Source organism: Algihabitans sp. (assembly GCF_965226985.1).
Lineage (GTDB): Bacteria > Pseudomonadota > Alphaproteobacteria > Kiloniellales > DSM-21159 > Algihabitans.
In genome coordinates this window covers 4320507-4344232 of the sequence record NZ_OZ245712.1, presented here as the reverse complement: position 1 = coordinate 4344232, position 23726 = coordinate 4320507, and the positions used below count along the sequence as shown (strand labels likewise).

24 protein-coding genes and 1 other RNA gene are annotated in these 23726 nt (G+C 65.7%); 13 read left to right on the top strand and 12 right to left on the bottom strand.

The genetic code is table 11. The features are described 5' to 3' along the window. Positions 1-10 precede the first annotated feature (10 nt). Positions 11-931 (bottom strand): NAD(+) diphosphatase, encoded by a 921-nt coding sequence (gene nudC, locus ACO054_RS19965; protein ID WP_421708339.1) that lies wholly within the window; start codon positions 929-931, stop codon positions 11-13. 115 nt (positions 932-1046) lie between these two features. On the opposite strand from nudC, the gene ACO054_RS19960 reads away from it, so the two are divergent. From ACO054_RS19960 to ACO054_RS19945, 4 genes are all read left to right on the top strand, one after another. Then, the gene (locus ACO054_RS19960) at positions 1047-1232 is read left to right on the top strand and encodes a hypothetical protein (protein ID WP_421708338.1); all 186 of its coding nucleotides are present in this window, start codon (positions 1047-1049) and stop codon (positions 1230-1232) included. A 178-nt stretch (positions 1233-1410) separates the two neighbouring features. Then, an RNA gene (gene ffs / locus ACO054_RS19955) (signal recognition particle sRNA small type) lies at positions 1411-1507 on the top strand. A gap of 48 nt (positions 1508-1555) precedes the next feature. Continuing rightward, positions 1556-3436, top strand: a complete 1881-nt coding sequence (locus tag ACO054_RS19950; protein WP_421708337.1) for a DNA polymerase III subunit gamma/tau — start codon at positions 1556-1558, stop codon at positions 3434-3436. Next, positions 3433-3756, top strand: coding sequence for a YbaB/EbfC family nucleoid-associated protein (locus tag ACO054_RS19945; RefSeq protein ID WP_421708336.1), 324 nt, complete (start codon positions 3433-3435; stop codon positions 3754-3756). The genes ACO054_RS19950 and ACO054_RS19945 overlap by 4 nt, the downstream gene beginning before the upstream one ends. Before the next feature lie 78 nt (positions 3757-3834). Here ACO054_RS19945 and ACO054_RS19940 read toward each other — a convergent pair whose 3' ends face one another. Both ACO054_RS19940 and ACO054_RS19935 read right to left on the bottom strand, forming a co-directional pair. Then, positions 3835-5178, bottom strand: coding sequence for a transcription antitermination factor NusB (locus tag ACO054_RS19940; RefSeq protein ID WP_421708335.1), 1344 nt, complete (start codon positions 5176-5178; stop codon positions 3835-3837). Between the two features lie 74 nt (positions 5179-5252). Then, entirely contained in the window at positions 5253-5744 is a 492-nt protein-coding gene (locus tag ACO054_RS19935) for a DUF3429 domain-containing protein (RefSeq protein WP_421708334.1), read from the bottom strand. 162 nt (positions 5745-5906) lie between these two features. On the opposite strand from ACO054_RS19935, the gene ACO054_RS19930 reads away from it, so the two are divergent. Continuing rightward, positions 5907-6665, top strand: a complete 759-nt coding sequence (locus ACO054_RS19930; protein ID WP_421708333.1) for an SDR family NAD(P)-dependent oxidoreductase — start codon at positions 5907-5909, stop codon at positions 6663-6665. Between the two features lie 51 nt (positions 6666-6716). Here the strand turns inward: ACO054_RS19930 and ACO054_RS19925 are convergent, their stop codons facing one another. Next, complete coding sequence (locus tag ACO054_RS19925) at positions 6717-7670, bottom strand: LysR family transcriptional regulator (RefSeq protein ID WP_421708332.1); 954 nt, start codon at positions 7668-7670, stop codon at positions 6717-6719. A gap of 147 nt (positions 7671-7817) precedes the next feature. Between ACO054_RS19925 and ACO054_RS19920 the strand changes: the two genes are divergently transcribed. Next, entirely contained in the window at positions 7818-8039 is a 222-nt protein-coding gene (locus ACO054_RS19920) for a hypothetical protein (RefSeq protein ID WP_421708331.1), read from the top strand. Between the two features lie 57 nt (positions 8040-8096). Here ACO054_RS19920 and ACO054_RS19915 read toward each other — a convergent pair whose 3' ends face one another. Next, a complete protein-coding gene (locus ACO054_RS19915; protein WP_421708330.1) occupies positions 8097-9407 on the bottom strand; it encodes an MFS transporter in 1311 nt (436 codons plus the stop codon). A 118-nt stretch (positions 9408-9525) separates the two neighbouring features. Here ACO054_RS19915 and ACO054_RS19910 point away from each other — a divergent pair, with 118 nt between their 5' ends. Next, positions 9526-9840 carry a YbjQ family protein gene (locus tag ACO054_RS19910; RefSeq protein ID WP_421708329.1) on the top strand — a complete coding sequence of 105 codons (315 nt, stop codon included), beginning with the start codon at positions 9526-9528 and terminating at the stop codon, positions 9838-9840. A gap of 103 nt (positions 9841-9943) precedes the next feature. Here ACO054_RS19910 and ACO054_RS19905 read toward each other — a convergent pair whose 3' ends face one another. After that, the gene (locus ACO054_RS19905) at positions 9944-10876 is read right to left on the bottom strand and encodes a DMT family transporter (RefSeq protein WP_421708328.1); all 933 of its coding nucleotides are present in this window, start codon (positions 10874-10876) and stop codon (positions 9944-9946) included. 77 nt (positions 10877-10953) lie between these two features. Beyond that, complete coding sequence (locus ACO054_RS19900; RefSeq protein WP_421710395.1) at positions 10954-11847, bottom strand: DMT family transporter; 894 nt, start codon at positions 11845-11847, stop codon at positions 10954-10956. 311 nt (positions 11848-12158) lie between these two features. Here ACO054_RS19900 and ACO054_RS19895 point away from each other — a divergent pair, with 311 nt between their 5' ends. Continuing rightward, entirely contained in the window at positions 12159-14147 is a 1989-nt protein-coding gene (locus ACO054_RS19895) for an acetoacetate--CoA ligase (RefSeq protein WP_421708327.1), read from the top strand. An 85-nt stretch (positions 14148-14232) separates the two neighbouring features. On the opposite strand, the gene gshB is transcribed toward ACO054_RS19895, so the two are convergent. The 4 genes from gshB to rsmI all read right to left on the bottom strand — a co-directional run bounded on the left by gshB (position 14233) and on the right by rsmI (position 17693). Next, positions 14233-15201, bottom strand: coding sequence for a glutathione synthase (gshB, locus tag ACO054_RS19890; protein WP_421708326.1), 969 nt, complete (start codon positions 15199-15201; stop codon positions 14233-14235). Between the two features lie 87 nt (positions 15202-15288). Continuing rightward, positions 15289-16143 (bottom strand): SirB1 family protein, encoded by an 855-nt coding sequence (locus ACO054_RS19885; RefSeq protein WP_421708325.1) that lies wholly within the window; start codon positions 16141-16143, stop codon positions 15289-15291. Positions 16144-16321: 178 nt separating this feature from the next. Further along, the gene (locus tag ACO054_RS19880) at positions 16322-16687 is read right to left on the bottom strand and encodes a YraN family protein (RefSeq protein WP_421708324.1); all 366 of its coding nucleotides are present in this window, start codon (positions 16685-16687) and stop codon (positions 16322-16324) included. Then, on the bottom strand, positions 16674-17693 hold the full coding sequence (gene rsmI / locus ACO054_RS19875; protein ID WP_421708323.1) for a 16S rRNA (cytidine(1402)-2'-O)-methyltransferase: 1020 nt from the start codon (positions 17691-17693) through the stop codon (positions 16674-16676). Before rsmI ends, ACO054_RS19880 begins: the two co-directional genes overlap by 14 nt. A 212-nt stretch (positions 17694-17905) precedes the next feature. Here rsmI and ACO054_RS19870 point away from each other — a divergent pair, with 212 nt between their 5' ends. Beyond that, positions 17906-18937, top strand: coding sequence for a penicillin-binding protein activator (locus ACO054_RS19870; RefSeq protein WP_421708322.1), 1032 nt, complete (start codon positions 17906-17908; stop codon positions 18935-18937). A gap of 30 nt (positions 18938-18967) precedes the next feature. Here ACO054_RS19870 and ACO054_RS19865 read toward each other — a convergent pair whose 3' ends face one another. Beyond that, positions 18968-19654: an ArsR/SmtB family transcription factor gene (locus ACO054_RS19865; RefSeq protein WP_421708321.1), complete on the bottom strand. Its 687-nt coding sequence runs from the start codon at positions 19652-19654 to the stop codon at positions 18968-18970. A 6-nt stretch (positions 19655-19660) separates the two neighbouring features. Here ACO054_RS19865 and ACO054_RS19860 point away from each other — a divergent pair, with 6 nt between their 5' ends. The 4 genes from ACO054_RS19860 (at position 19661) to ACO054_RS19845 (ending at position 23680) form a co-directional block, all read left to right on the top strand. Further along, entirely contained in the window at positions 19661-20065 is a 405-nt protein-coding gene (locus tag ACO054_RS19860; RefSeq protein WP_421710394.1) for a DUF1127 domain-containing protein, read from the top strand. 96 nt (positions 20066-20161) lie between these two features. Next, positions 20162-20824 carry a ribulose-phosphate 3-epimerase gene (gene rpe / locus ACO054_RS19855; RefSeq protein ID WP_421710393.1) on the top strand — a complete coding sequence of 221 codons (663 nt, stop codon included), beginning with the start codon at positions 20162-20164 and terminating at the stop codon, positions 20822-20824. A 23-nt stretch (positions 20825-20847) separates the two neighbouring features. Next, a complete protein-coding gene (locus ACO054_RS19850; protein ID WP_421708320.1) occupies positions 20848-22638 on the top strand; it encodes a heparinase II/III family protein in 1791 nt (596 codons plus the stop codon). Positions 22639-22660: 22 nt separating this feature from the next. Beyond that, positions 22661-23680 carry an MraY family glycosyltransferase gene (locus ACO054_RS19845; protein WP_421708319.1) on the top strand — a complete coding sequence of 340 codons (1020 nt, stop codon included), beginning with the start codon at positions 22661-22663 and terminating at the stop codon, positions 23678-23680. The last annotated feature ends 46 nt before the right edge of the window (positions 23681-23726 follow it).

Below are 23726 nucleotides of genomic sequence, written 5' to 3'. Positions count from 1 at the left end.
GATCCTTGAGTCAGGCCTTTTGCCGCTCCAAGTCCTGCCGCCACTCTCCCGTCAACCAGTCCGAAACAAGGCGGCGTGCGATAGAGTCCGGGCGCGGCAAGCGAAAGCTGTCATCCTCGGGCGAGTTCAGGAGCTCGGCGCGGCTGAACCAAGCCGCAGTCTCCAGTTCATGGCGATCGATCTTCAACTTGCCCGGATCGGCAACGGCATAGAAACCCAGCATGAGCGAAGACGGAAAGGGCCAAGGCTGGCTGGAGTGATACGTTACCTCTCGCACCGTCAGTCCCACTTCCTCCTGGACTTCACGCAGGACCGTGTCTTCCAGGCTTTCTCCAGGTTCGACGAATCCGGCCAAGGTCGAATGCATTCCGGCGGGGAACCGCGCCTGCCGCCCGAGCACGCAGCGATCGCCTCCGTCGTGCACCAGCATGATCACCGCTGGGTCGGTTCGCGGAAAATGAAGAGCTCCGCAGTCCGGGTTCTGACAGCGGCGAAGATGTCCGCCCTGTTCCGAGCGGGTCGCTCCACCGCAAAGCCCACAGAAACGATGCCGCCCATGCCAGTGTACCAGGGCACGCGCGTGCGCCAGGATGGCACTGTCGTGCCGGGCCAACAGCGGGCCGATACTCCGGAGGTCGGCAAAGTCGCCAAGCCCCGCCAAGGCCGGTGCGTGATCCGGTATCTCCAGATGGCCAAGGTCGAGCGCGAAGTGTGCGATCTGTTCGCGAAGTCCGAGAAAACAGGAGTCGGCGCCACCGGCCATAAGGGCCTCGGCGCGGTCGGCAGATAGAAAAATTGCTTCCGCGCCGCCGCAGCCGTCTTCGCGAAAGAGATGACGATCTCGCCAGACCGGAACGAAAAGGCTGGCCGGTTCCGTCAACGCGCAGGCCAGCCTGGCCTCGTCCCGTCGCAGCTCTTCGGCACGGTCCAACGGACCCGCCGCATAGACATTCGGGGAAAACGATCTGGACGCCGGCAGCAACATGCCGGCGAAAGTGGCACAGCGGCTTGCCCCAGGCAACGCGGCGCGCGAGACTTCGCGAATTATGGAAATAAAGTCGACACGCTGGACCTTCCTGTCCGGTATGGCGCTGGCGGCTTCCTCACTCACCGCAACCATCGCAGCCCCAGCCGAAACGTCTCCGGTCTTCCCAGGGGACTATCGCCTCCACTTCACGACGGAAGCGGAGAGATCGCCCGCAACCTCTGGCACGACGGTACCGGACGCCTGATCCGCTTTGCCCCCGCCCCCTACGGTCCCACCCTGACACTCACCGCTACGAAGCGGGGCTAGAGGAAGATAGCCTGAGGGGTGAATCGCACTCTGGCTGACCCGCTTACGCCGCTCTCGCCAGCAACCTCATACGCCCTCTTGCCGCCAAGGGCCGACAGTCTGATATAGTCGCACCGTGAGGCTGGCGGCGGACGGTCGCCTCGCCAACCCGGTCAGGTCCGGAAGGAAGCAGCCGTAACGAGTTTCCGGCCGGGTCGCCGACCAGTCTCACACCTCAATCCCTGCCAGCCACCGTTTGCCCTGGCCCGGGCCGGAGAGCGGATGCCGGATACGCCGGACATAACCCCAGACTCGATGTCAGGCACCCCGTCGCCGGACAGCTCGGCGACGTCCGGAGCCGAAGCTCCGGGCGTGTCCACAGCCACGCCCTATCGCGTGCTGGCCCGCAAGTATCGCCCCGCCAGCTTCAAGGACCTGATCGGGCAGGACGCACTGGTCCGCACGCTGTCGAACGCGCTTGCCAGCGGACGGCTGCATCATGCCTTCGTCCTGACGGGCGTGCGCGGCGTCGGCAAGACCACCACCGCCCGCATCATCGCGCGTGCGTTGAACTGCATCGGACCTGACGGCAACGGCGGACCGACGCCCGCACCCTGCGGGGTGTGCGAACACTGCACGGCCATTGCCGAAGATCGGCATGTCGATGTCATCGAGATGGACGCGGCCAGCCGCACGGGTGTCGACGATATCCGCGACCTGATCGACGGTGTCCGCTATCGGCCGGTTTCGGCACGCAAAAAAGTCTACATCGTGGACGAAGTCCACATGCTCTCCCGCAACGCCTTCAACGCCCTGCTGAAGACGCTGGAGGAGCCGCCGGAACACGTCATCTTCATCTTCGCCACCACCGAGATCCGCAAGGTACCGGTTACGGTACTCTCGCGCTGTCAGCGCTTCGATCTGCGCCGCGTCGAGCAGTCGGTCCTGGTAGAGCACTTCCGGGGTATCTGCGGACAGGAGACGGTCGGCGCCGACGACGAGGCATTGGCCATGATCGCGCGCGCCGCCGACGGATCCGTGCGCGACGGTCTCTCCTTGCTCGATCAAGCAATCGCGCTCTCGAACGAAGAAATCGGCTCGGAAGCGGTCAAGCGCATGCTTGGGCTCGCAGACCGGGCGCGCATCTACGATCTTTTCGGGGCCGTCATGGCCGGCAAGACGCCGGAGGCGCTGACTTTGCTGCGCGACCTTTATGACGGCGGCGCCGATCCTCTGGTAGTTCTGCAAGATCTCCTCGAGTTGACCCATAGGATCACCCGCCTGCAGTTGGTCCCGGAACAGGCCGGCGAGGGACTTCCGGAGACGGAGCGGGTGCGTGGCCGTGAACTGGCTGACAAGCTGGACGTTGCAACCTTGGGCCGCACCTGGCAACTGCTGCTGAAGGGCATCGAGGAAACGCAGCGCGCACCGGCTCCGCTGCAAGCCGCCGAGATGGTCCTGATCCGTCTGGCCTTCGCAGCCGACCTGCCGAACCCCGCGGATCTCGTGCGCCAGCTTCGCGGTAAAGACGCAAGCGGAAGCCGCGACAACGGCAGTTCACCAGCATCGCAAAACACGACAGCACTGCAGACGGGCGGCGGCGGCGCGCGGGCCGTGGCAGGAGGCCAGTCCTCGACCCTGCCCGCGCCTGAGGAGAACGAGCCTCAGGCAGCACTCGACAGTCAGGAACAGCCACAGTTACAGGCGACGCTCAAACCGAGCGAAAAACCGCGGCCCGAGACCTTCGAAGCCGTCTTGGCGCTGCTTCGCAGCTTGAAGGAGGTCCGGCTCGTCCACGCCCTGCGCAGCGACGTGCGGCCTGTCCGTTGCCAGTTCGGACAGCTTGAGTTCAATCCGAGCCCTGCCGCGCCGGGCGATCTGGCCGGTCGTCTTTCGAAGATTTTGGAGGAAGCGACAGGCCATCGCTGGATGGTCAGCGTCTCCAGCGAACCAGGCGAAGCGACCCTCGCTGAGCGCGAGGCAGAGGCGGAGCGTGCCGCTTACGAGCGCGCCCAGAATCACCCTCTGGTGCGGACGGCGCTCGAGACCTTTCCCGGCGCGAAACTGCGCCGTGTGATCAGCGGACCTCCACTCTCGGACCAGTCCGACACCACCCTCAACAAAGATCCAGAGACCGCCAGCCGAAACGAGGACGGGGCATGAAGAATCTTGGCCAGATGATGAAACAGGCCCAGCAGATGCAGCAGAAGATGGCGGAGATGCAGGAACGCCTGGCCGAGGCCGAGATCGACGGTCAGGCGGGCGGTGGCCTTGTCAAGATCACCATGACCGGCAAGGGCGACGTCAAGGCCGTGCGGATCGATCCCACGCTAGCCACGCCGAACGAGATCGAAGTCCTGGAGGACCTGGTCCTGGCCGCCGTCAACGACGCGCGCGCCAAGGTCGAGCAGGCGGCGGGTGAACAGATGAAGGAGATCACCGGCGGTCTGGAACTTCCCGGCGGGATGAAGCTTCCTTTCTAGAGCGCGATCGTCTCAGGTGGACGCGTTTGGCTTCCACCTGAGACGCGACTCCTGCTCTAAGTTCGACACCTCGTCGGATTACCCCTTTTCCGGGCGCTTCCTGAGCCGACAGGCGTAGAAGCCGTCGAGGCCGCCCTGCTCGGCAAGATGACAGGGTAGAGTGCGAAGCGCGCCCTCGCCGTCGATCAACTCCGCAAGGCCGCCGACCTCCCGAGGATCGATCCGCTCCCGCGTGACCGGGGCACCGGCGCTCAGAACGGACGCCACGACGTTCGGCCCCTCTTCGGGCTGCAACGAGCAGACAGCGTAGACGATAGGCGCCCCCGGTTCGGCACAGGCGATGGCGTTGGTGAGCAACCGCTTCTGCACAGCCACGATGGCCGGCAGGTCCTCGGCCCGCTTGAGCAGAGCGATGTCCGGATGGCGGCGCAAGGTGCCGGTGGCGGAACAGGGCGCATCGAGCAGCACGGCCTGCGCCGGGCTCGGCGGTCGCCAGCGTGTCGCGTCCGCAGCCACGGTGGCGGCCGCTAGCCGCAGGCGATTCAGATTCTCGACCAAGCGGTTCAAGCGTGCCTCGTCGGCGTCGACCGCGACGACCTGAGCACCGGCCGCTGCCAGTTGCGCCGTCTTTCCGCCGGGTGCAGCACAGAACTCCAGGACACGCCGCCCTGCCAACGGGCCCAGCAAGCGGGCCGGCAGGGCCGCCGCCGCGTCCTGCACCCACCAGCAGCCCTCCTCATACCCTGGCAGACGCGCCACCTCACCGCTGCCGGAAGGCAGACGGAGAGTCCCGGTGGGTAGAATCGAGGCGCCCAAACGCTCGGCCCAAAGCTTCGCCGTCGCAGGGTCGAGCAGACTGAGATCGAGCGGAGGGTCGGCAATCTGAACAGCTGCAATCGCCCGCAGCGCCGACTCCCCGTAAGCCGTCGACCAGGAGTCCCACAACCAGGACGCCGTGTCGGCTTGGGCGGTGTCCAACTCGCTGAGCCAGGGCTGTCCCTCGCGCTCCAACCGGCGCAGAACGGCCGTGATCAGCTTCTTGAAGCCAGCCTGCTTGCCCTTCTCCGCCAACCGCAAGGTCTCAGCAATCGCGGCATGAGGCGGCGTGCCGAGGATGAGGAGTTGGCAGGCGCCAAGGCGCAACAGATCCTGCACGATCCCGAACTCGCGCTTGAGCGGCCGATCGAGACAGCGAGCGATCAGCGCATCAAGCGTACCGAGCCGGCGCAGCGTGGTCGCGACGAGACGGCGCACAAACGCGCGGTCGCGCGGGTCGAACTGCACCAGGCGCAGATCCTTAGCTAGGGCCTCGTCGAGCGGACGCTGTCCGCGCAGAACGGCACGCAGGAGATCCAGCGCGACACGCCGGGCGTTGGCCGGCGGCGCGGAAGGGTCGGACGGTGAGGGAACGGCGGACGACATGGTGCCGCCATGTAACGCCGAATGCCGGCGCTGGGAAGACGGAACTGTTGGCCCGCGTTTGACCCGAGGCGCAGTCACATCACCAGACGCATCAGCGAGATACCCAGGCAAATCACCACGCCGATGGTCAGCGCCTTGCGCAGCGGCAGATACCAGGTCGGTGCCTGGCCAAGACGGATCGCCTGCAGGTCGGCCCAGAACAGCCCGACGAAAGAAAGGATCAAGAGGATCAAGCCCGGCAGCGGTGCCATCACCAGAGACAGCCACGCGAGCAGAGGCGGGATCACCGACCCGAAGGTACGCGTCCAGGTCATGCCGGCGTGGCTGTCGCCTCCGGGCGCGCCCGCCCTGGCGACACCTGGCCCTGACACTCCGGTGCCGGCCATCGCCAACCCCCAGTGGACGGCGCCCATGAATGACAGGATGCAGGCGGCGTAGGCCATTTGGATGAACTGGGCGAAGTCGTTCCAGCCCTGGGGCAACACCCAAACGGCGACGGCACCAGCGGCGAAGGGAAGCAACCCGGCAAAACCGATCCAGAGGGCGGGACGGGGAACCTGAAGCATCAGCATGACCGCCAAGATAGCCTTTGCGGAGGAGAACGAAAGACTCTGCCGAACGATGACGAAACGGCAGGCCTCTTCTGTTGCGGCCGTCGCGCATGCTATAGGCGCGCCGGCCCGCTTTGGCGCGACGGAAGCGGGGGCAACAGGGGAAGGATGGAGTTCATGGACGTCAAAGGTGTGGGCGCTCTGGTAACCGGCGGAGGCTCGGGTATGGGGGCCGCTACGGCACGGGCTTTGGCCAAGGCCGGCGCCAAGGTCGGCGTGATCGACCTCAACGGCGAGACCGCCGACGCCGTGGCCAAGGACATCGGGGGCCTCGGCCTCGCCTGCGACGTCGGCGACGCCGCCAGTGCGGAGGCGGCCGTAAAGCAGGCCAGCGCGGCCCACGGTCCCTGCCGGCTGCTGGTCAACTGCGCCGGTATTGCGCCCGCCAAACGCGTCGTCGGACGCGAAGGGCCGATGGATCTTGCCGCCTTCGAGTCAGTGATCCGCGTCAATCTGATCGGCAGCTTCAATATGCTGCGCCTAGCTGCCGCCGAGATGACCGCAGCCGAGCCTCTGAACGAGGACGGAGAGCGCGGCGTGATCGTCTCGACCTCGTCGGTGGCCGCCACCGAAGGTCAGGTCGGGCAAGCGGCCTACGCCGCCTCGAAAGCCGGGATCAACGGTCTTAACGCACCGGCGGCTCGCGAGCTCGGCCGCTTTGGCGTGCGCGTCCTCTCCATCGCGCCGGGCCTGATCGGGACGCCGCTGCTGCTCAACATGCCCGACGAGGTTCAGGAAAACCTGGCGCAGCAACCGATCTTTCCAAAGCGCTTCGGCAGCCCCGAAGAGTTCGCAGATCTGATCCTGCACATCGCCGGCAACCCGATGCTGAATATGGAAACCATCCGCTTCGACGGCGGCTTGCGCATGGCGTGATCGCCGGAGACGCGCCCGGGATAAGGCCATCCTGGACTAAGCTGTGCCGCTTTAAGCTGCGGAATGCCGGGCGGCCCGCGCGTGTCCCGGCTCCCGTTCCCAGCATTGGGCGAGACGACCGACCTCTTCGCTCAGGAAGTCGACGAAGACCCGCACCTTCGGCGAGAGATGCCGGGCGTGCGGATAAACGGCGTAGATCGCGCTGTCCTGCGCTTGCCAGTCGGGCAGGACCTCGACCAACTCGCCCGAGGTCAGCTGCGGCCCGGCTAGCCAGAGTGGCAGCAGGACGATGCCGCTACCGGCCAGCGCTGCCGCCATCAGGACCTCGGCGTAGTTCGTCTCCAGATTGCCGGATACCGTAACGGCCTCGGCCACGCCGTCCTTTTCGAGCCGCCAGTCATGGCGGTTAGTCCGGAAGGTGTAGGTCATGCAGTTGTGTTTCTGCAGGTCGGCCGGCAGCCGCGGGGTTCCCCGCGCAGCGAGATAGGCCGGGGCTGCGCAGACCACGCGATGGTTCGGAGCCAGACGCTTCGCGATCAGCGAGGAGTCCGCCAGTTCCCCGATCCGCAACGCCAGATCCATGCCTTCCTCGATCAGATCGACAAAGCGGTCGTTGACCGTCAGCTCGACAGAAATCTCAGGATAGCTTTCCAGGAACTTGGGCAGCAGCGGCGCCATGTGCAGCCGGCCGAAGGCGACCGGCGCGTTGACCCGCAGCAGCCCTCGCGGAGCGGCATGCAGATCGCCCACCGCCTGCTCCGCTTCGACGATGTCCGCGATGATGCGCTCCGCCCGCTGATAGAAAGCTTGACCGACCTCGGTCAGGGAGAGCTGACGCGTCGTGCGGTTCAAAAGACGGGCACCCAGCCGATCCTCCAATCGGCCGATCTGCTTCGACACGGCGGAGGGCGAGAGGTCCAGCGCACGGGCGGCAGCCGAAAAAGACTTGGCCTGCACCACGCGAACGAAAATCTCCATCTCGTTGATATTGTTCACCGCCGCCATCTATCTGTTCCCGGAAATCTTAAATACTATGATCGAAACGGGTGTTTTGTGATCAAAACATCGGGAATATCCTCTTTGCAAGCGAACGGCCCGTTCGGTGCCCCCTTCACAGCCGACCTCCCGGTTCGGTCTACAGGAGAGCCCGCCATGACAGCATCTGTCCAGCCCACCGCCTCCTATTTCCCAGGGGTGATTTCGAGCAATTCCGAAGCCACCGCTCAAATGGCGCGCGGTCGAGCCCTACAGGGGCGAGCTTTGCGCGAGGGTTTTGGGGCGCTTCTTCTCTCTACCCTGGCCCTCCTGAAGTGCTACGGCTGCCTGCGCGAACGCTACGCGCGAGTTTCCGGCCGCCCCCGCGCGACCTCCTAGATCACCTTCCGGTCGCGGAGAGTCTGGAGTAACCCTATCTCTCGCGCCTTGCTTTCATCAGCGTTCCTCAGGCGGCTCCTTGAGCGGCAGAAGAAGGACGGCGCCGATCACGAAGAGAAGCAGGATCGTCGCCATGCCCCAGCGCTGGCTGTCGGCCATCACCGTCACGAAGCCGACGAGGATCGGCCCCATCCAGGCGGTGACCTTGCCCGACAAGGCATAGAGCCCGAACATCTCGGTCCGCACCTCGGCCGGGGCGAGTCTGGCCATCAGGGTGCGGCTGGCCGATTGAGCCGGGCCGATAAAGACGCCGATGGCGCAGCCCAGCAGATAGAACCAGAGCTTCGAGTCCACCAGCAGGATCGCCGTGCCGAGGACGATGAGGCAGCCGACAGCGATCAGGATCGTGCGCTTCGGCCCCAACCAGTCGTCGATCCAGGCGAAGCCGACGGCGCCAAGGCCTGCCGTTACGTTCAGCAAGATGCCGAAGATCAGGATCTCGTCGAAGCTCATACCGAAGGTGCCGGCGGCGTAGATGCCGCCGAAGGCGAAGAGGGTGTTCAGGCCGTCCGTGTAGAACATCCGCGCGATCAGGAAGCGCAGAATGGACCCGTAGCGCGGCAACTTCCTGAGGGTCTCCCATAAGGTCGCGAGACCCGACCGGACAGCTTCGCCTGCGGGCTTTCCCGAGGCCTGGCGATCCGGCGTAAAGAGAAACATCGGCAGCGCGAAGACCAAGAACCACAAGCCAACGAAGGGTCCGGTAGCGCGCACATGCTCGTAGGCCTCCTTATCGAGGCCGAAGAGCGGCACCTCCGGCTGAACGAACAGAAGCAGACAGGCAGCCAGACAGGCCAACCCGCCCGCATAGCCGGCCCCCCAGGCCCAGCCGGAAATGCGCCCCATCTTTCCCCGAGGCGCCACCTCCGGCAGCATGGCGTTGTAAAAGACCGTCCCGATCTCGAAGGCCACGTTGGCGGCCGCGACCAGGACCAACGCCCAGATCAGCGCGCCTGCGACCGGTTCGACGGTCCAAAGCAGGCCGCCAATCATGACGCACAGCAACGCCAGCACCGCAATCCAGGGCTTACGCCGGCCGTTCTGGTCGGCGATGGCCCCCAGGATCGGGCTCAGGAGCGCGATCACCAAGCCAGAGAGCCCCATGGCGAGACCCCACTGGCCGGTGCCGATCTCCGGGGTCTCCGCGATCACGTTGGTGACGTAGGCCGCGAAGACGAAGGTGACGATCACGGTCGGGAAGGCAGAGTTCGCCCAGTCGTAGAGGCACCAGGCGACGATGCCTCTCCGGCCCGCCCCTTCCGGGGTGGCGTCGGGCAATGCGGGCTGGGTCGGCACGGAGGAACTCATAGCGGCGGACCCTGCCCGCTATCGCCGGGTGGCACAAGCGCGCTATCGTGACGCGAAGTTGGAATCAACCGTAAGCTGGGCCGAGACCACGGCGCGAGAGTAGGGAATAGGGGGCAACATGCTGGTGGTGACCACCGACGCTGTCGAAGGACGGCGTATCGTCGCTTACAAGGGGATCGTCGCCGGGGAGTGCATTATCGGAGCGAACGTCTTTCGCGATCTTTTCGCCCGCATCCGCGACATCGTCGGAGGACGCGCCGGTGCCTATGAGAAAGCCCTACGCGACGCCAAGGACGAGGCGCTGGCGGACATGGTGGAGAAAGCGGAAGGCCTCGGCGCCAACGCCATCGTCGGCGTCGATCTGGACTATGAAACGGTGGGGGACTCCATGCTAATGGTCAGCGCGAACGGAACCGCCGTGGTTCTGGAGTAGCCTCTCACCTGCGACGAGCCAGAGAACCGGACTGTGCGAGCGGTCACGGTCGCCGACGGCGCCCCTTCGCGATACTCTTGTCATGTCGGCGTCCGACGCTGGCTCACTCGACGACGCCGGCGCGTTCGCGCTCCTTACGGGTCCCGAGCTTGGTTTCGCGGCGTGCGATGTACAGCGTGCTGGCCACGATGACCGCGGCGCCCGCGAGGGTCCAGCTCCCTGGCACTTCCGCGAAGAAGAGGAAGCCGAACGCCATGGCGAAGAGAATTTTGGAGTAGTCGAAGGGCGCAACGAAACTGGCCTCGCCGGCTCGGTAGGCCCGGATGATGAGCGACTGCCCGGACACGCCGATCACCCCGACGCCGGCCAGCATCAACCACTGCTCCGGAGTCGGGTCCTGCCAGGCCATAACGGCCGGGCCGGCCGCCAGCGCGATGGAGGCCAGGCAGAACCACAGAAGCATGACCGACTGGTGCTCGCTCTTCGGCAGGCGCTTAACCATGATAACCGCCACGGCGATGCCCAACGCCATGCCGAGGGCCGCCAGGAACCCGTCGAGGGCAATCCCCTGACCGGCCAGGAGAGCATCGGGACGCAGCATGATTAGAACGCCGCCGAAGCCCACCAGCGTGGCCGTCCAGCGCCGCCAGCGCACCGCTTCGCCCAGCAGAAAGATCGCCAGAACGGTCGCAAAGAGGGGTGTCGTGAAACCGATCGCCGTGACATCGGCCAGCGGCAGGCGCGAGAGCGCGTAGAAACCCGAGAGCATGGCACCGGCACCGCAGATCGCGCGGACGAGGTGGGTGCCGGGATAGGCCGTGCGCAACGCCTTGCGTCCCGCCAGGTAGACGAAAGGCAAGATGGCGATCAGAGCGAAGCCGGCACGAGCCAAAGCGATCTGGAAGAAGGACATGCCCGTCTCGGCCAAGGCCTTGACCAGCACGCCGTTGGCCGTGAAGACCAAAGCCGAAGCCAGCATCCAGAGCGCGCCCTCCAGATTGGGCGACAGAGTTTGCGCCTTGGTCCGTAACGCCATGGTCTCGAGTCAGTCCTTCCCCTGCGCCTTTGCCGCCCGCGACCCTGTCACGGTCACGGGGGCCAGCCCCTGCCGCGTCACTCCCGACCTTGCGGCCCGGCGGCGGCGACGCCGCTGGCGGCCCGCTCGCGCGCGACCTTCGCCTCACGTTGCGCGATGTAGATCGAGGAGGCAGCGATAACGGCGGCGCCGACCCAGGTCCAGAGGTCGGGAACCTCGCCATACAGCAGGAAGGCGAAGAAAGCGATAAAGGGCAGCCGCGTGTAGTCGAAGGGAAGCACGGCCGAGGCGTCGGCACGCGCGTAGGCACGGGTCAACGCGATGTGGGAGAGCACGGCCACGGCACCGATCGCCGCCATCATGACCAAGGCCTCCAGACTGGGCCAGCGCCAGACGAAGAGCGCGGGAATCAGCGACAAAGGAGTCAGCAGCAGATTCATCCAAAGAACGATGGTCGCTGGCGCGTCGCGCGCCGACAGAGTCTTCACGACCAACACCGAGGCGGCCATGAAGAGCGCTGCGAGTACGGGCAAACCGGTCACGAGCGAGATCTCGGTAGTGCCCGGCCGCAGAATGATCAGAACCCCGAGAAAGCCCACGAGCGTCGCGCTCCAGCGCCGGGCTCGCACCACCTCTCGCAAGATGAGCGCGGCACCGAGCGTCGCGAAGAGCGGAACCGTGAAATTGAGCGCCACGGCCTGAGCCAGCGGCAGAAGAGAGATCGAGTAGAACCAGCAGAGCATGGCCGTGAGGCCGACACCGGCGCGTAACAGGTGCAGCTTCAAGTTCTCCGTGGCCAAGGCCTTGGCGATACCGCTGTGCAGCAGCCATGGCAGCATGACGGCAGCCGCGAAGAAGTTACGGAAGAAGGCGATCTGCGCTGCTTCCAGTTCGACGGAGACTTCGCGGATCAAAACGTTCATGACCGAGAAGCCGAGGGACGCCGCGGTCATATAGAGAGCGCCCGTCATGGCCGCGCTGAGCGTTCGACCTTTGGTGGCGGCGGGCGCGGGAGCGGTAGGCGCGGGATCTTCGGCTTTGTTTTTCAGGGAATCGTCGGACATAGACTGCCAAGTCTAGAGGCTACCGTAGCGCGGGAGTAGGCCCGCCCCCGCATGGCACGCCTGCATGACGGCTCGTCGGCCGGAGCGTCCGCTTACCTTCAATCAGCAAAGCAATTTCGCTCGCCGCGATCCTGCACTACTCTTGCGGCGCTTTCGTCGACCGGGCCTCAGCCGCCTGGAGCCAGCCTCATCAAGCCACGACAGCGAGCCGATCCCTCATGTCCTCGATCTCTCCTCCGGCGCCCTCTCCTTCCGAGTCACCGCTCTGGAAGCCCTCTCCGCAGCGGATCGCCGAAGCGCAGCTCACCGGGTTTCTGCACCACCTCAAGCAAACGGCGAAAGTTGAATTCGGCGACTATACGCAGCTGCGGGACTGGTCCATCGACAACCTGGAGGCCTTCTGGACGGCGATCTGGGATCACTTCGGACTGATCGGTGATCGGCCCTCCGGTACGCCCGTGCTGGTGGAGGGCGACAAGATGCCCGGCGCACAGTTCTTTCCCGAAGCGCGCCTGAACTTCGCCGAGAACCTCTTGCGCCGGAACGACGACGGCGATGCGCTTGTCTTCTGGGCTGAAGACAAGATGAAGCGGCGGGTCTCCTGGCGCGAGCTGCAAGCCCTGGTCAGCCGGCTGCAACAGCTTCTGAAGGATCAGGGTGTCGGCCAAGGCGACCGGGTGGCCGGCTTCATGCCCAACATGCCGGAGACGGTGGCGGCCATGCTGGCCACCGCCTCGCTCGGTGCCATCTGGTCCTCCTGCTCGCCGGACTTCGGCGTACAGGGTGTGCTCGACCGCTTCGGCCAGATCGAGCCCAAGGTGCTCTTCGTTCCGGACGGCTATTTCTACAACGGCAAGGAGATCGATACCCTGCCGAAGGTCCGTGAGTTCCTGCCTCAGATTCCCAGCGTCGTGAAGACCGTCGTCTGTCCCTTGCTCGGTCGGCCGCAGGCCGCCGCCGAGCTGCCGAAGGCCGCCACGCTCGAGGACGCGCTGGAGCCCTACAAAGCGCGCGAGATCGACTACCTCCGAGTCCCCTTCAACACGCCGCTCTACGTGATGTACTCCTCGGGCACCACCGGCAAGCCCAAGTGCATCGTCCACGGCGTCGGCGGCACCCTGATTCAGCAGGTGAAGGAACATCGGCTCAATGCGGACGTCCGATCCGGCGACCGCGTCTTCTACTTCACTACCTGCGGCTGGATGATGTGGAACTGGCTGGTCGCCAGCCTGGCCTGCGAAGCGACCCTGCTGCTCTACGACGGATCCCCCTTCGCGCCCGACGGCAACATTCTGTTCGACTACGCCGACGCCGAAGGCATGACCCTCTTCGGCACCTCGGCCAAGTACATCGATGCCTGCAACAAGGCGGGGCTGGCACCAAGGCAGACCCACGACCTCTCGACCGTCCGCACCATCTGCTCGACCGGCAGTCCGTTGGTGCCGGAGGGCTTCGACTATGTCTACGAGAACATCAAGCAGGACGTGAGTCTCGCGTCCATTTCCGGCGGCACGGATATCCTTTCCTGCTTCGTGCTTGGAAATCCCATCGGTCCCGTTCATCGCGGCGAGATTCAGGCGCGCGGTCTCGGCATGGCCGTTGAAGTGTGGGACGACGACGGCAAGCCCGTTCGCGAGCAGAAGGGCGAACTGGTCTGCGTGAAGCCCTTCCCCTCCATGCCGCTGTCTTTCTGGGGCGATCCCGACGGCAGCCGTTATCGTGCCGCCTACTTCGAGCGCTTCCCCGGCGTCTGGTGCCACGGAGACTTCGTCGAGCTGACCCGCCACGACGGCGTGATCGTCTACGGCCGTTCGGACGCCACCCTCAATCCCGGCGGCGTGCGGATCGGCACGGCCGAGATCTACCGCCAAGTGGAAAAGCTGCCGGAGGTCGTGGAGTCCATCGTAATCGGTCAGGACTGGCAAGGCGACGTCAGAGTCGTTCTCTTCGTGCGCCTGCGCGCGGGGAGCACTCTGGACGAAGCGTTGGAAAAACAGATCAAGCAGACCATCCGGGACGGCGCGACGCCGCGCCACGTTCCGGCCAAGGTCGTTCAGGTGACCGATATTCCGCGGACCAAGTCCGGCAAGATCGTCGAGCTGGCCGTCCGCGACCTGGTCCACGGCCGCGCGGTCAAGAACCGGGAAGCGCTCGCCAATCCCGAAGCTCTGGAGCTGTACAGGGATATCGCAACGCTGCAGCAGTAGCTGAAGGGGACAGGGCGGGTCGTGAACCGCCATACTGAAGCTGCCGGACGAAGTATGCGTCCTGACCCTGCTGGCCCTTTCTTCTTTATTCGACGGCCCGGTCGATGCGTTTTTCGATGGCGTCCCAGATCAGGCCCGAGAGGTTTGCGCCGTCGAAGCGGTCGATTTCCTGAATGCCGGTCGGGCTGGTGACGTTGACCTCGGTCAGGTAGTCGCCGATCACGTCGATCCCGACGAAGATCAAGCCCTGCTCGCGCAGAATCGGTCCGAGGGCATGGCAGATGTCGCGATCGCGCTGCGTCAGCTCCGCCTTCTCCGCCCGGCCACCGGCATGCATGTTGGAGCGGGCCTCGCCCTTGGGCGGGACACGGTTGATGGCTCCCGCCGGCTCGCCATCGACCAGGATGATACGCTTGTCGCCCTGACGCACCTCGGGCAGGTAGCGCTGGACGATGATCGGCTCGCGGTAGAGCTCGGTGAACAGCTCGAGCAGAGCGTTGAGATTTTCATCCTCGGGCGTCAGGTGAAAGACGCCAGCCCCACCGTTGCCGAATAGCGGCTTGACGATGATGTCGCCGTGTTCCGCGCGAAAGGCGACCACCTCCGCCCGGTCGCTCGTGATCAAGGTCGGCGGCATCAGCTCCGCGAAGTGGGTGACGAAGAGCTTCTCCGGAGCGTTGCGCACGCTGATCGGATCGTTGACCACCAGCGTCGTGGGATGGACGTGCTCCAGCAGGTGCGTAGCCGTGATGTAGGCCATGTCGAAGGGCGGGTCCTGGCGCATCAGCACCACGTCGACCCCAGCCAGATCCAGTGTCTGAAAGGCGCTCAGCGTAAAGTGGGCGCCCGGTTCTCGCCGTACCTCGAGTTGGCGTGCGCGCGCCGTCAGCCGGCCATGGTGAAAGCTCAGATCCTGCGGCAGATAGTGCCAAAGGGCGTGGCCGCGCGCCTGCGCCTCCAGCGCCAGCGCGAAGGTACTGTCGCCGTTGATATCCACATCCTCGATGGGGTCCATCTGAATAGCGACGGCCAAGGGTGACGGCGAAGCGGACATAGAAGATCGAACTCCCGGCTGCAGAGACTGTGCGCCCTCTGGTAGCACCCGAGCGGCAGCGGCGGAAGCTGGCCCGCGCGGGTCGGATCAATTGAGGCGGTTGCGGAGCTGTCGAAGTAGTTCGCCGGCTTCCTGCGCCTGACTGCCGGTGGGAGCCAACTCCAGGAAGTGCTCGAGACTGACGATGGCAGCGCGCAAGTTGGAGAGATGGGCATGCAACAACCCGGCCTCGCGCCAGAGGCCGGCCTGATCCGGGGCGATCAGAAGCATCGATTCGACCAGCTCCAGAGCCTGCTCGGGCCGCTGCTCGCGAAGATGGCGGAGTTTCAGGTTGTTCTGCAGGCGCAGCAGGATGTCGCGGTTGCCGACGGGGGCGTAGTGTTCCGGCTTCAGTTCCGCTTCGACGCCGGCCAGGACCTTGAGCAACTCGCGCAGATCGGCGGCACGCAGCTCGCGCAGACTGTTGAATGGATCGACGACGGCACGTTCGGAGCCCGCTTGAAACTGCAGCAGAAAATGGCCGGGAAAGGCCAAACCCGACACATCCCACCCCTGGGCACGGGCCGTCGCCACGACCAGGATGCCGAGCGCCACCGGCAGCCCGCAGCGGCGGTCGATCACCCGCATCAGGTTGCCGTTCTGCAGATCGTCGTAGGTTTCCTCGTCGCCGGCGTAGCCGTAGCGCTCGAAAATCACCTGCCGCAGCACTTGAAGCCGCATCTGCAGTTCGCTCTCCCCAGCCGACTTGGCGGCCAGATCGGCGGTATCCCGTGCCATCAGGGACAGATGATGGCGGTAACGCTCCAAAGGCAGCTTCGGCTGATCGAGCGCGGCCAACAGCAACGCCGTTTCCGCCAGATCGATCTGGATATCGGGCTGACTGCCGACCTGGCGCAAGGCGGACTCCAGGTCCTGCCGGCCACTTGCCAGTGACCAGTTCATGGACGCCGCCGCCTGATGCAGCGGGCGGAGCAGCTTGCCGACCCGAAAAACATCGCAGCAGGAGGGTAAGGCGCCGGTCGGAAAATGCCAGAGCAGGATTCAAGACCGGGGATCGATTCTGGATGCGTCCCGTCGTGCAGGCGACGGCTGGAGACGCGCTCGGCAGAGCGGTGCATGCTCATGGCCTCCAGGCATCAGGCAGGTGCCGCGGCCAGCGGCCCGGAACCAGAAGCAGAGCGTCGAAGCGAAGATCGAGGCCAGCGAGATCCGGCCGTTGCGCCAACCAAGCCTCGGCCGCGCGCAGGATCCGCCGCCGCTGGCGCGGGGTCACAGCCTCCAGAGCCGCCGCCAAGGTCGCCCGCCGTTTGACCTCGACGAAGGCCAGACAACGACCGCGCCGCGCGATCAGATCGATCTCGCCGACCGGCAGGCGCAAACCCCGCGCGAGAATGCGGTACCCCTTGAACCGCAACCACCAAGCCGCAAGTCCCTCCGCTCTGCGGCCGGCGCCGTAGGCTTCGCGGCGTGACTCAAGAGTCCGCATCGCGGCCTCCCTCCATGTCGGACGCAGGGCCCGACTGCGACAGAGCCAAGGCACGGCCGTAGATCTGTTTGCGTGGCAGGCCGGTCGCTGTCTGCACCGCCTGAACCGCGTCCTTCAAGCTAGCGCTGGTCGCCAGCGCCGTCCGCAAGGCCGAATCCAGCGACGCGGCGTCGGTCGCTTCGGCCAGCGGAGGCCCGACAAGAACGACGATCTCACCCTTGGGCCGCTCTTCCGCGGCGTAGTCAGCAGCCAGTTCGGACAGGGGCGCACGCCGCACCTCTTCGAAAAGCTTGGTCAGTTCCCGGGCAACCGCGGCCTGACGCGCGGCGCCCAGAACCTCGGCCATATCAGCCAGACTGGCGGCCAGACGTTGCGGCGCCTCGAACAGGATCAAGGTCGCCGGAACCGGCTTCAGCTCGGCAAGCCAGCGGCGGCGCGCGGCACTTTTGGGCGGCGGGAAACCCGCGAAGCAGAAGCGGTCGCTCGGCAATCCCGCCGCAACCAGCCCGGCGAGGACCGCAGAAGGACCGGGGACCGGAACGATTCGAATACCGGCCTCGACGGCAAGGCGCGCCAGCTTGAAGCCAGGGTCCGAGACCAGCGGCGTTCCCGCGTCGCTGACCAGCGCCACCGTCTCGCCCCTTTTGAGCGCTTCGATCAGTTTCGGTCGCACACGTGCAGCGTTATGTTCATGGTAGGCAATGAGAGAGCGGTCGGAGCGGTCGAGACCATGAGCCTGGAGAAGTCGCCGGGTATAGCGGGTATCCTCACAAACGAGGAGATCACATTGAGCCAAGGTCGACAGCGCCCGCAAAGTGACATCCGCCAAGTTGCCGATCGGGCAGGCAACCAGATACAAGGCGGGGTCGAGGGGCCTCAGCGGCGTTTCGAATCGCAACAGCTTCGTGTCGGTTGCAAGCTTGGCCGTGCCGCCCTCCTGATCGGAGGTCGCGGCGTCGAAGCCCTTACCAGTTCCACCAACGGGAGTGGATCGTGATCCCTTCATGCCTGCCTTTCGCCACAGAACCCTTGCGTGCCGCTATGCCGTCGCGCGCGGGTCGTGCTGCGGTGTTCGGAGTTCTGCTGCTCAGCCTGACGGCCTGTACGGTTCGGGATGATGCCCCAACACAGAGCACCGAACAAACGCCAAGGCCACCGGTCGTCGAACAACGACCGGCAGCCCCGCCGCCACCGGTTCGGGAGCCCGGCGAGGCGACAGTGGCCTTGCTGCTACCCATGACCGGCGCACAGGGTACGCTCGGGCAGGCTCTGTTGAATGCCGCGCAGATGGCGCTATTCGATGTCGGCGGTCCAAACTTCGAGTTGACGCTGCACGACACCGGCGGACGGCCGGAAAGCGCCGAGCAGGCGATGCAAGCCGCTTTGAACGAAGGAGCCGACCTCGTCCTCGGCCCGCTCTTTTCGACCTCGGTGGCAGCAGCCGCGCCGCAGGCCCGCAGCCGACAGGTTCCGGTCGTCGCCTTCTCCAACGACCGGACGGTCGGAGGGCGGGGCGTTTGGGTCGTAGGTCTCGACCCGACGGCTCAGGTCGACCGGGTGATCGACTACGCCACCCGGCAAGGGATCACCCGCTTCGCCGTTCTGGCGCCGCGCAACCCTTACGGCGACGCAACGCTGCAGGCGCTCCAACAGGCCGCCACCCGCTACGGCGGCTTTGTCACTCAGGTCGCGACCTACGATCCCTTTGCCGTAACGGACGCCGGTCCGGTCGTCCAACAACTTGCGGCTGCGCGTGACGGCTACGATGCTCTGCTGGTTCCCGCCGGCGGCAACGAACTGCTCGGCCTAGCCACCCTCCTACCCTTCTACGATATCGACCCCGATCAGACCCAATATCTCGGCACCCAGTTGTGGGAAGACGCTAATCTCGGCCAAGAAGCCGCACTCGTCGGCGGCTGGTTTGCCGCCCCCGGTCGCGCCGGTTGGGAGACCTGGTCGAACCGCTACCGCGAACTCTACGGCGCGCCCCCGCCACGCCTGGCCTCGCTGGCCTACGATGCCACGGCCCTCGCCGCGGTGCTGGCCCGCGAAGCCGAACAGGCAGGTGCAGCACCGGACTATACGATGGAGGATCTGACGGACCCGAACGGCTTCACGGGAGTCGACGGCGTCTTCCGTCTTCGCCCCGATGGCACCACAGAACGCGGCCTCGCGGTTCTGGAGTTGCAGCGCGGCACCATCGAGTCGCGTGAAGCCGCTCCGACAAGCTTCGAACGCCTGGGATCATAGGCCTGTCGCGCCGGCGATCTTATCGCTTCGTCACGGCGAGAGCCCGAAACGCTTCGTGAGAGCGAGGCGGCCCGACTGCGTGAAGTCGACGATGCGGGTTCCCTCGACGCGCCGGGCCCAGCCGAGTTCGAACAGCCGTTCCAACAGGGCCGCTCCCAAAGCGCCGGCGAGATGGCTGCGACGCGCGCTCCAGTCGAGACAACTGCGGCACAGCGGCCGGCGGAGTCTGCCGAGCGCCGCGAGATCGATCCCGAAGTCCTCCATTTCAGCCCGCCCGCGTTCCGTCAGAGTCAGCTGCTTGTGCGTCCTCTGAAGGACACCGTCGCGAAGCAGGGCGTCGAACAGAGCGACGCCCAGATCTCCAGCCAAGTGGTCGTAGCAGACCCGCGCCTGCCGCAAGGCGGGTTCCTTGGGACCGGGGCGAACGCGGGTCGGACGGCGGGCGGCCGCGACACCCATTAGGTTCTCTAGCAGGGCCGCGACACCGCTGTCGGCCAGACGGTGGTAGCGATGCCGGCCTTGCGTCTCCACGGCGATCAAATCGGCTTGCTTCAGACGCGACAAATGCGAGCTGCAGGTCTGTTTGGTCACTCCGGCTTCGACCGCAAGCTCGCTGGCAGTTAGCGATAGGCCGCCGAGCAGGGCCGTCAGGATGTTGGCACGCGCCGGGTCGCCGATCAGCGCGGCGATGTAAGCGATATCGGGCCCGTGCTTCATAGTTCGATGATCGACGAATCATTGGATGCTGGCAAGCTGATATCAAAGGCTCCGAAACGAGGTCGCCCAGATGACCATCATGAGGAGCCGCAGCAGATGATCTCGAGGATGTTCGATCGTGGTCCGGAACGCAGCGACCCAGCGGCATCGGCATTCAACGAGAAGGGTCGCCGGTCCCATCTTCGCCAGCACCATCTCGGCTGGTCCTGTCTCAGCTGGCTCCGCACTCGGCTACAGTGGATCGGCCGCGCTTACGCAGCCGTCTGTGCGGAGCAGCATCTAGCCGAGTTGGACGACCGGCTGCTCAGGGATATTGGCCTGTCGCGCCAGGAAATCCGGCGGGCGGTCCGGGGCAGCAAACCTGCCGAACCCGGAACGGCGCACCGCCGGAACGATCTCATGTCGAGATAGCAATCCCGCCACTGTCACGATTTCGGCCCAAGCCTAACGGCGCGGAGCTGCTTTCGCGCTTTGACGGCGGCGTCAGGCGCTGATAGTCAAACGGTCATGCAGCAGCCTATCCGGATCGCCCCCTCCATCCTTTCCGCCGACTTCGCCAGCCTGGGGGAGGAGGTGCGCGCGGTCGACACCGCGGGGGCCGACTATCTGCATGTCGACGTGATGGACGGACATTTCGTTCCGAACATCACGATCGGCCCGCAAGTCGTCGCTGCGCTGCGGCCACACTCAGCGAAGACCTTCGACGTCCATCTTATGATCGCACCGGTCGACCCGTATATCGAGGCTTTCGCCAAGGCAGGTGCGGACATCCTGACAGTGCATCCCGAAGCAGGCTTCCATCTGCACCGGACGCTGCAACTGATCAAAGCCTGCGGCAAGAAGGCCGGAGTTTCCCTCAATCCCGCCACCCCGGTGTCGGTCGTCGAGCCGGTGCTGGGTGAGTTGGACCTGATCCTGGTGATGAGCGTGAACCCAGGGTTTGGCGGGCAGGCCTTCATTCCGGAATCGCTCGACAAGATCCGGGCGCTGCGTGCGATGATTGACGCCAGCGGACGCGCGATCGACCTGGAAGTGGACGGCGGCATCAACGAAGAGACCGCACCTCAGGCACGCGCCGCTGGTGCGGATGTGCTTGTCGCCGGCACCGCCACCTTTAAGGGCGGACCTCAGGCCTACGCCGAAAACATTCGCGCCCTTCGCGGCGCCTGAGGCGCGGAGGCGGCACAGCAGCCATGGGCGAACGCGGCTTGGCAGAGGCCCCGGCGCCGGAAGCGCACCGCAGGCCCTCGCGAAAATCACCCGGAGAACCCGGCCTTTTCATCCGCTTGCGCAAGCTTTGGAACCTGCCGCGCGGCCTGTTGCTTGGACGCCTGGCCTACGCCGCCAAGAGCCCCCTGTTCACCTTGCCGGTCTACGACTGGACGCTTGCCGGCTGCGACGCCATCACGCCGCAGGCGACGCCGCCCGATCCCTGGCCAGGCGACGTCGATGCCGGTGCAGCCCTGCTGGACGGCAGCTGGTCGCTGGACGCCCAAACGCTTCGAGACCCTCAACCGCTCTGGCACCCCCCGGATGCGGGCAGCGCTTGGCTGGAGGAACTCCACAGCTTCGCCTGGTTGCGCGATCTGCGCGCGACTGCGGGCGATAGTGCCAGACGCCGCGCTCGGGAACTGACAGAGAGCTGGCTTGCACAGCACAGCCGTTTCGACCGGCGCGCTTGGGCCCCTCTGACCACGTCGCGCCGCTTATCGCACTGGCTTGGACAGTGGGATTTCTTCGCGGCCTCTGCCGAGACGGAATTTCGCCGCGACCTTCTGCATTCCGCCGCCCGTCAGACGCGGCATCTGGGACGCGTACTGCCGGCCGGCTTGAGCGGCGCTGATCTGGTTCTCGCTCTACGCGGGTTGATTATCGCCGGCGCTTGCTTGCCAGGCTGTCTCGCTCAAATGCGCCGTGGGCTGACTCTACTCGAAATCGAACTTGCCCGTCAGATCCTGCCCGACGGCGGCCAGATCGAACGCAGCCCGGCGCATCATCTGGCGATGCTGCGCGACCTGATCGACCTGCGGGCAACACTGCACGCCGCGGGCCGGACCGTGCCCTCCAACCTGGTCACCGCGATCGAGGCGATGGCGCCGATGCTTCGCCTTTATCAGCACGGCGACGGCGGTCTGGCTCTCTTCAACGGCAGCCTGCCGGAGCAGGGCTTCAAGGTCGATTTGGTCCTGCAACGGGCCGATGCCCGACGCAGGCCACGGATGTCCGCGCCCCAAAGTGGCTTTCAACGGCTGCAAAGCGGCCGCAGCCTGATCATCCTGGACGCCGGTCCGCCGCCTCCGCCTGGGTCGGATCGCGATGCCCATGCCGGCACCTTGGCCTTCGAGCTGTCGGTGGCGCGCGAACGCATGATCGTCAATTGCGGCCCGGGCGCTGCCGATCTTCCCGAACCCTATCGCCGGCTTCTGCGCGGCACGCCGGCCCACTCGACCTTGACGCTCGGCGATACGAACGCCTCGCCCCTGAATCGAGGCGGCGGCATGAGCGCGCGGGCCGCGATCCCCTACTGCGAGCGTGACGAAGCCGAGGGAGCGGTCTGGGTGGAAGCTGCCCACGACGGTTACCTCGACCGCTTCGGCCTGCGTCACGTTCGCCGTCTCTACCTGAGTGCGGGGGGAGAGGACTTGCGCGGTGAGGATCGCCTGGAGCCGGTCGAGCGAAACGCGCAAAAGCGCGACCTGTCCTTTGCGATCCGCTTCCATCTCCACCCCGACGTTCAGGTCTCGCTGCTGTCGGGCGGCGGTGCGCTGCTGCGGCTGGCCAAGGCGGGCGGGTGGCGTCTGCGCGCCGCAGGCGCCGACATCAGCCTGGAGGATTCGGTCTATCACGGCGGCGGAGCCGAACGACGTAGTCAGCAGGTCGTGCTGACCGGGCTCTGCCCGCCCGAGGGGATGAGGGTCAAGTGGGCGCTTCGGCGCGAAACGAAAAGCCGCGATCCAAAGGCCAAAGAACAGCAAAGCACATGATCGGGGTTGGGGTGTGATCGAGATGGTGCCGACACCGGCGGCGGCAGTTGCGGCTGCCATGCTGCTCGCTCTCTTCGTCTGGTGGGCGACCGGGCGAATTCTGCCGAAGCTGCGCGAGATTGCCTTGGATCGACCGAATGCGCGCTCCAGTCACAGCGAACCGACTCCGAGAGGAGGCGGACTGCCTCTCGTCGGAGGTTTTCTGGTGGTCCTGGCGCTCTGGGGCGCGGCTTTCGGAAGCGCTGGCCTGCCCGGCCTCTGGACGGTGCTGGTCGGTGCCGTCCTTCTGGCCATGGTCTCCTGGAGGGACGACCAGCAGAGCCTGCCGGCCGGACTGCGGCTTTCGGTGCAGCTGGCCGCCGTCCTGCTGGCGATCGGCGGCATGGTCGGCGCTCAGCCGATCACACAGGGAATGCTGCCGCTTTGGGCGGATCTTCTCTTCACAGCTTTGATCTGGATCTGGTTCATCAACCTCTTCAACTTCATGGACGGAATCGACGGCATCTCGGGCGTCGAGGCGATCTCCGTCGCACTGGGCGTCCTCGTCCTGGGCCTGCTGGGCGACTGGCCCTTGTCCACACTGACCATCGCCCTCTTGCTGATCGGCGCGGTCGCCGGCTTTTTGCCCTGGAACTGGCAACCCGCGCGGGTCTTTCTGGGCGACGTCGGCTCGGTGCCGCTCGGTTTCCTGCTCGGTTGGCTTCTGGTGATCGCGGCAGGTGAAGGAGCCTGGGCAGCCGCGCTGATCCTACCGGCCTATTATTGGGCCGACGCCACCACCACGCTGCTGCTGCGTCTGCTGAGAAGGGAACGGCCCTGGGAAGCCCATCGCAGCCATGCCTATCAACGCGCGGTCGAGCGCAGGCTGAGCCATGGCGCCTGCAGCCTGACCATCGGCGGCTTCAACCTTCTGCTGTTGGCACTGGCGGTCGCGGCTGAGCTCTGGCAGCCCTGGCTTCCACTGGCCGCAGCCGCCCTGCTGACCGGCGCCTTTCTGGTCTGGCTGCGCGGCGGCGTTGCACAGGCCCAGGATTCGGTGTAGCCCCGCCAACCTCACTCTCAAGAACCGAAAGAACGCAAGGCGACCG

Bases quoted from the DNA above. Each gene is read 5' to 3' on its own strand.
- ACO054_RS19960 (WP_421708338.1), top strand. From the start codon at position 1,047: ATGGAAATAAAGTCGACACGCTGGACCTTCCTGTCCGGTATGGCGCTG.
- ACO054_RS19950 (WP_421708337.1), top strand. From the start codon at position 1,556: ATGCCGGATACGCCGGACATAACCCCAGACTCGATGTCAGGCACCCCG.
- ACO054_RS19945 (WP_421708336.1), top strand. From the start codon at position 3,433: ATGAAGAATCTTGGCCAGATGATGAAACAGGCCCAGCAGATGCAGCAG.
- ACO054_RS19940 (WP_421708335.1), bottom strand. From the start codon at position 5,178: ATGTCGTCCGCCGTTCCCTCACCGTCCGACCCTTCCGCGCCGCCGGCC.
- ACO054_RS19935 (WP_421708334.1), bottom strand. From the start codon at position 5,744: ATGCTTCAGGTTCCCCGTCCCGCCCTCTGGATCGGTTTTGCCGGGTTG.
- ACO054_RS19930 (WP_421708333.1), top strand. From the start codon at position 5,907: ATGGACGTCAAAGGTGTGGGCGCTCTGGTAACCGGCGGAGGCTCGGGT.
- ACO054_RS19925 (WP_421708332.1), bottom strand. From the start codon at position 7,670: ATGGCGGCGGTGAACAATATCAACGAGATGGAGATTTTCGTTCGCGTG.
- ACO054_RS19920 (WP_421708331.1), top strand. From the start codon at position 7,818: ATGACAGCATCTGTCCAGCCCACCGCCTCCTATTTCCCAGGGGTGATT.
- ACO054_RS19915 (WP_421708330.1), bottom strand. From the start codon at position 9,407: ATGAGTTCCTCCGTGCCGACCCAGCCCGCATTGCCCGACGCCACCCCG.
- ACO054_RS19910 (WP_421708329.1), top strand. From the start codon at position 9,526: ATGCTGGTGGTGACCACCGACGCTGTCGAAGGACGGCGTATCGTCGCT.
- ACO054_RS19905 (WP_421708328.1), bottom strand. From the start codon at position 10,876: ATGGCGTTACGGACCAAGGCGCAAACTCTGTCGCCCAATCTGGAGGGC.
- ACO054_RS19900 (WP_421710395.1), bottom strand. From the start codon at position 11,847: ATGACGGGCGCTCTCTATATGACCGCGGCGTCCCTCGGCTTCTCGGTC.
- ACO054_RS19895 (WP_421708327.1), top strand. From the start codon at position 12,159: ATGTCCTCGATCTCTCCTCCGGCGCCCTCTCCTTCCGAGTCACCGCTC.
- gshB (WP_421708326.1), bottom strand. From the start codon at position 15,201: ATGTCCGCTTCGCCGTCACCCTTGGCCGTCGCTATTCAGATGGACCCC.
- ACO054_RS19885 (WP_421708325.1), bottom strand. From the start codon at position 16,143: ATGAACTGGTCACTGGCAAGTGGCCGGCAGGACCTGGAGTCCGCCTTG.
- ACO054_RS19880 (WP_421708324.1), bottom strand. From the start codon at position 16,687: ATGCGGACTCTTGAGTCACGCCGCGAAGCCTACGGCGCCGGCCGCAGA.
- rsmI (WP_421708323.1), bottom strand. From the start codon at position 17,693: ATGAAGGGATCACGATCCACTCCCGTTGGTGGAACTGGTAAGGGCTTC.
- ACO054_RS19865 (WP_421708321.1), bottom strand. From the start codon at position 19,654: ATGAAGCACGGGCCCGATATCGCTTACATCGCCGCGCTGATCGGCGAC.
- ACO054_RS19860 (WP_421710394.1), top strand. From the start codon at position 19,661: ATGATCGACGAATCATTGGATGCTGGCAAGCTGATATCAAAGGCTCCG.
- rpe (WP_421710393.1), top strand. From the start codon at position 20,162: ATGCAGCAGCCTATCCGGATCGCCCCCTCCATCCTTTCCGCCGACTTC.
- ACO054_RS19850 (WP_421708320.1), top strand. From the start codon at position 20,848: ATGGGCGAACGCGGCTTGGCAGAGGCCCCGGCGCCGGAAGCGCACCGC.
- ACO054_RS19845 (WP_421708319.1), top strand. From the start codon at position 22,661: ATGGTGCCGACACCGGCGGCGGCAGTTGCGGCTGCCATGCTGCTCGCT.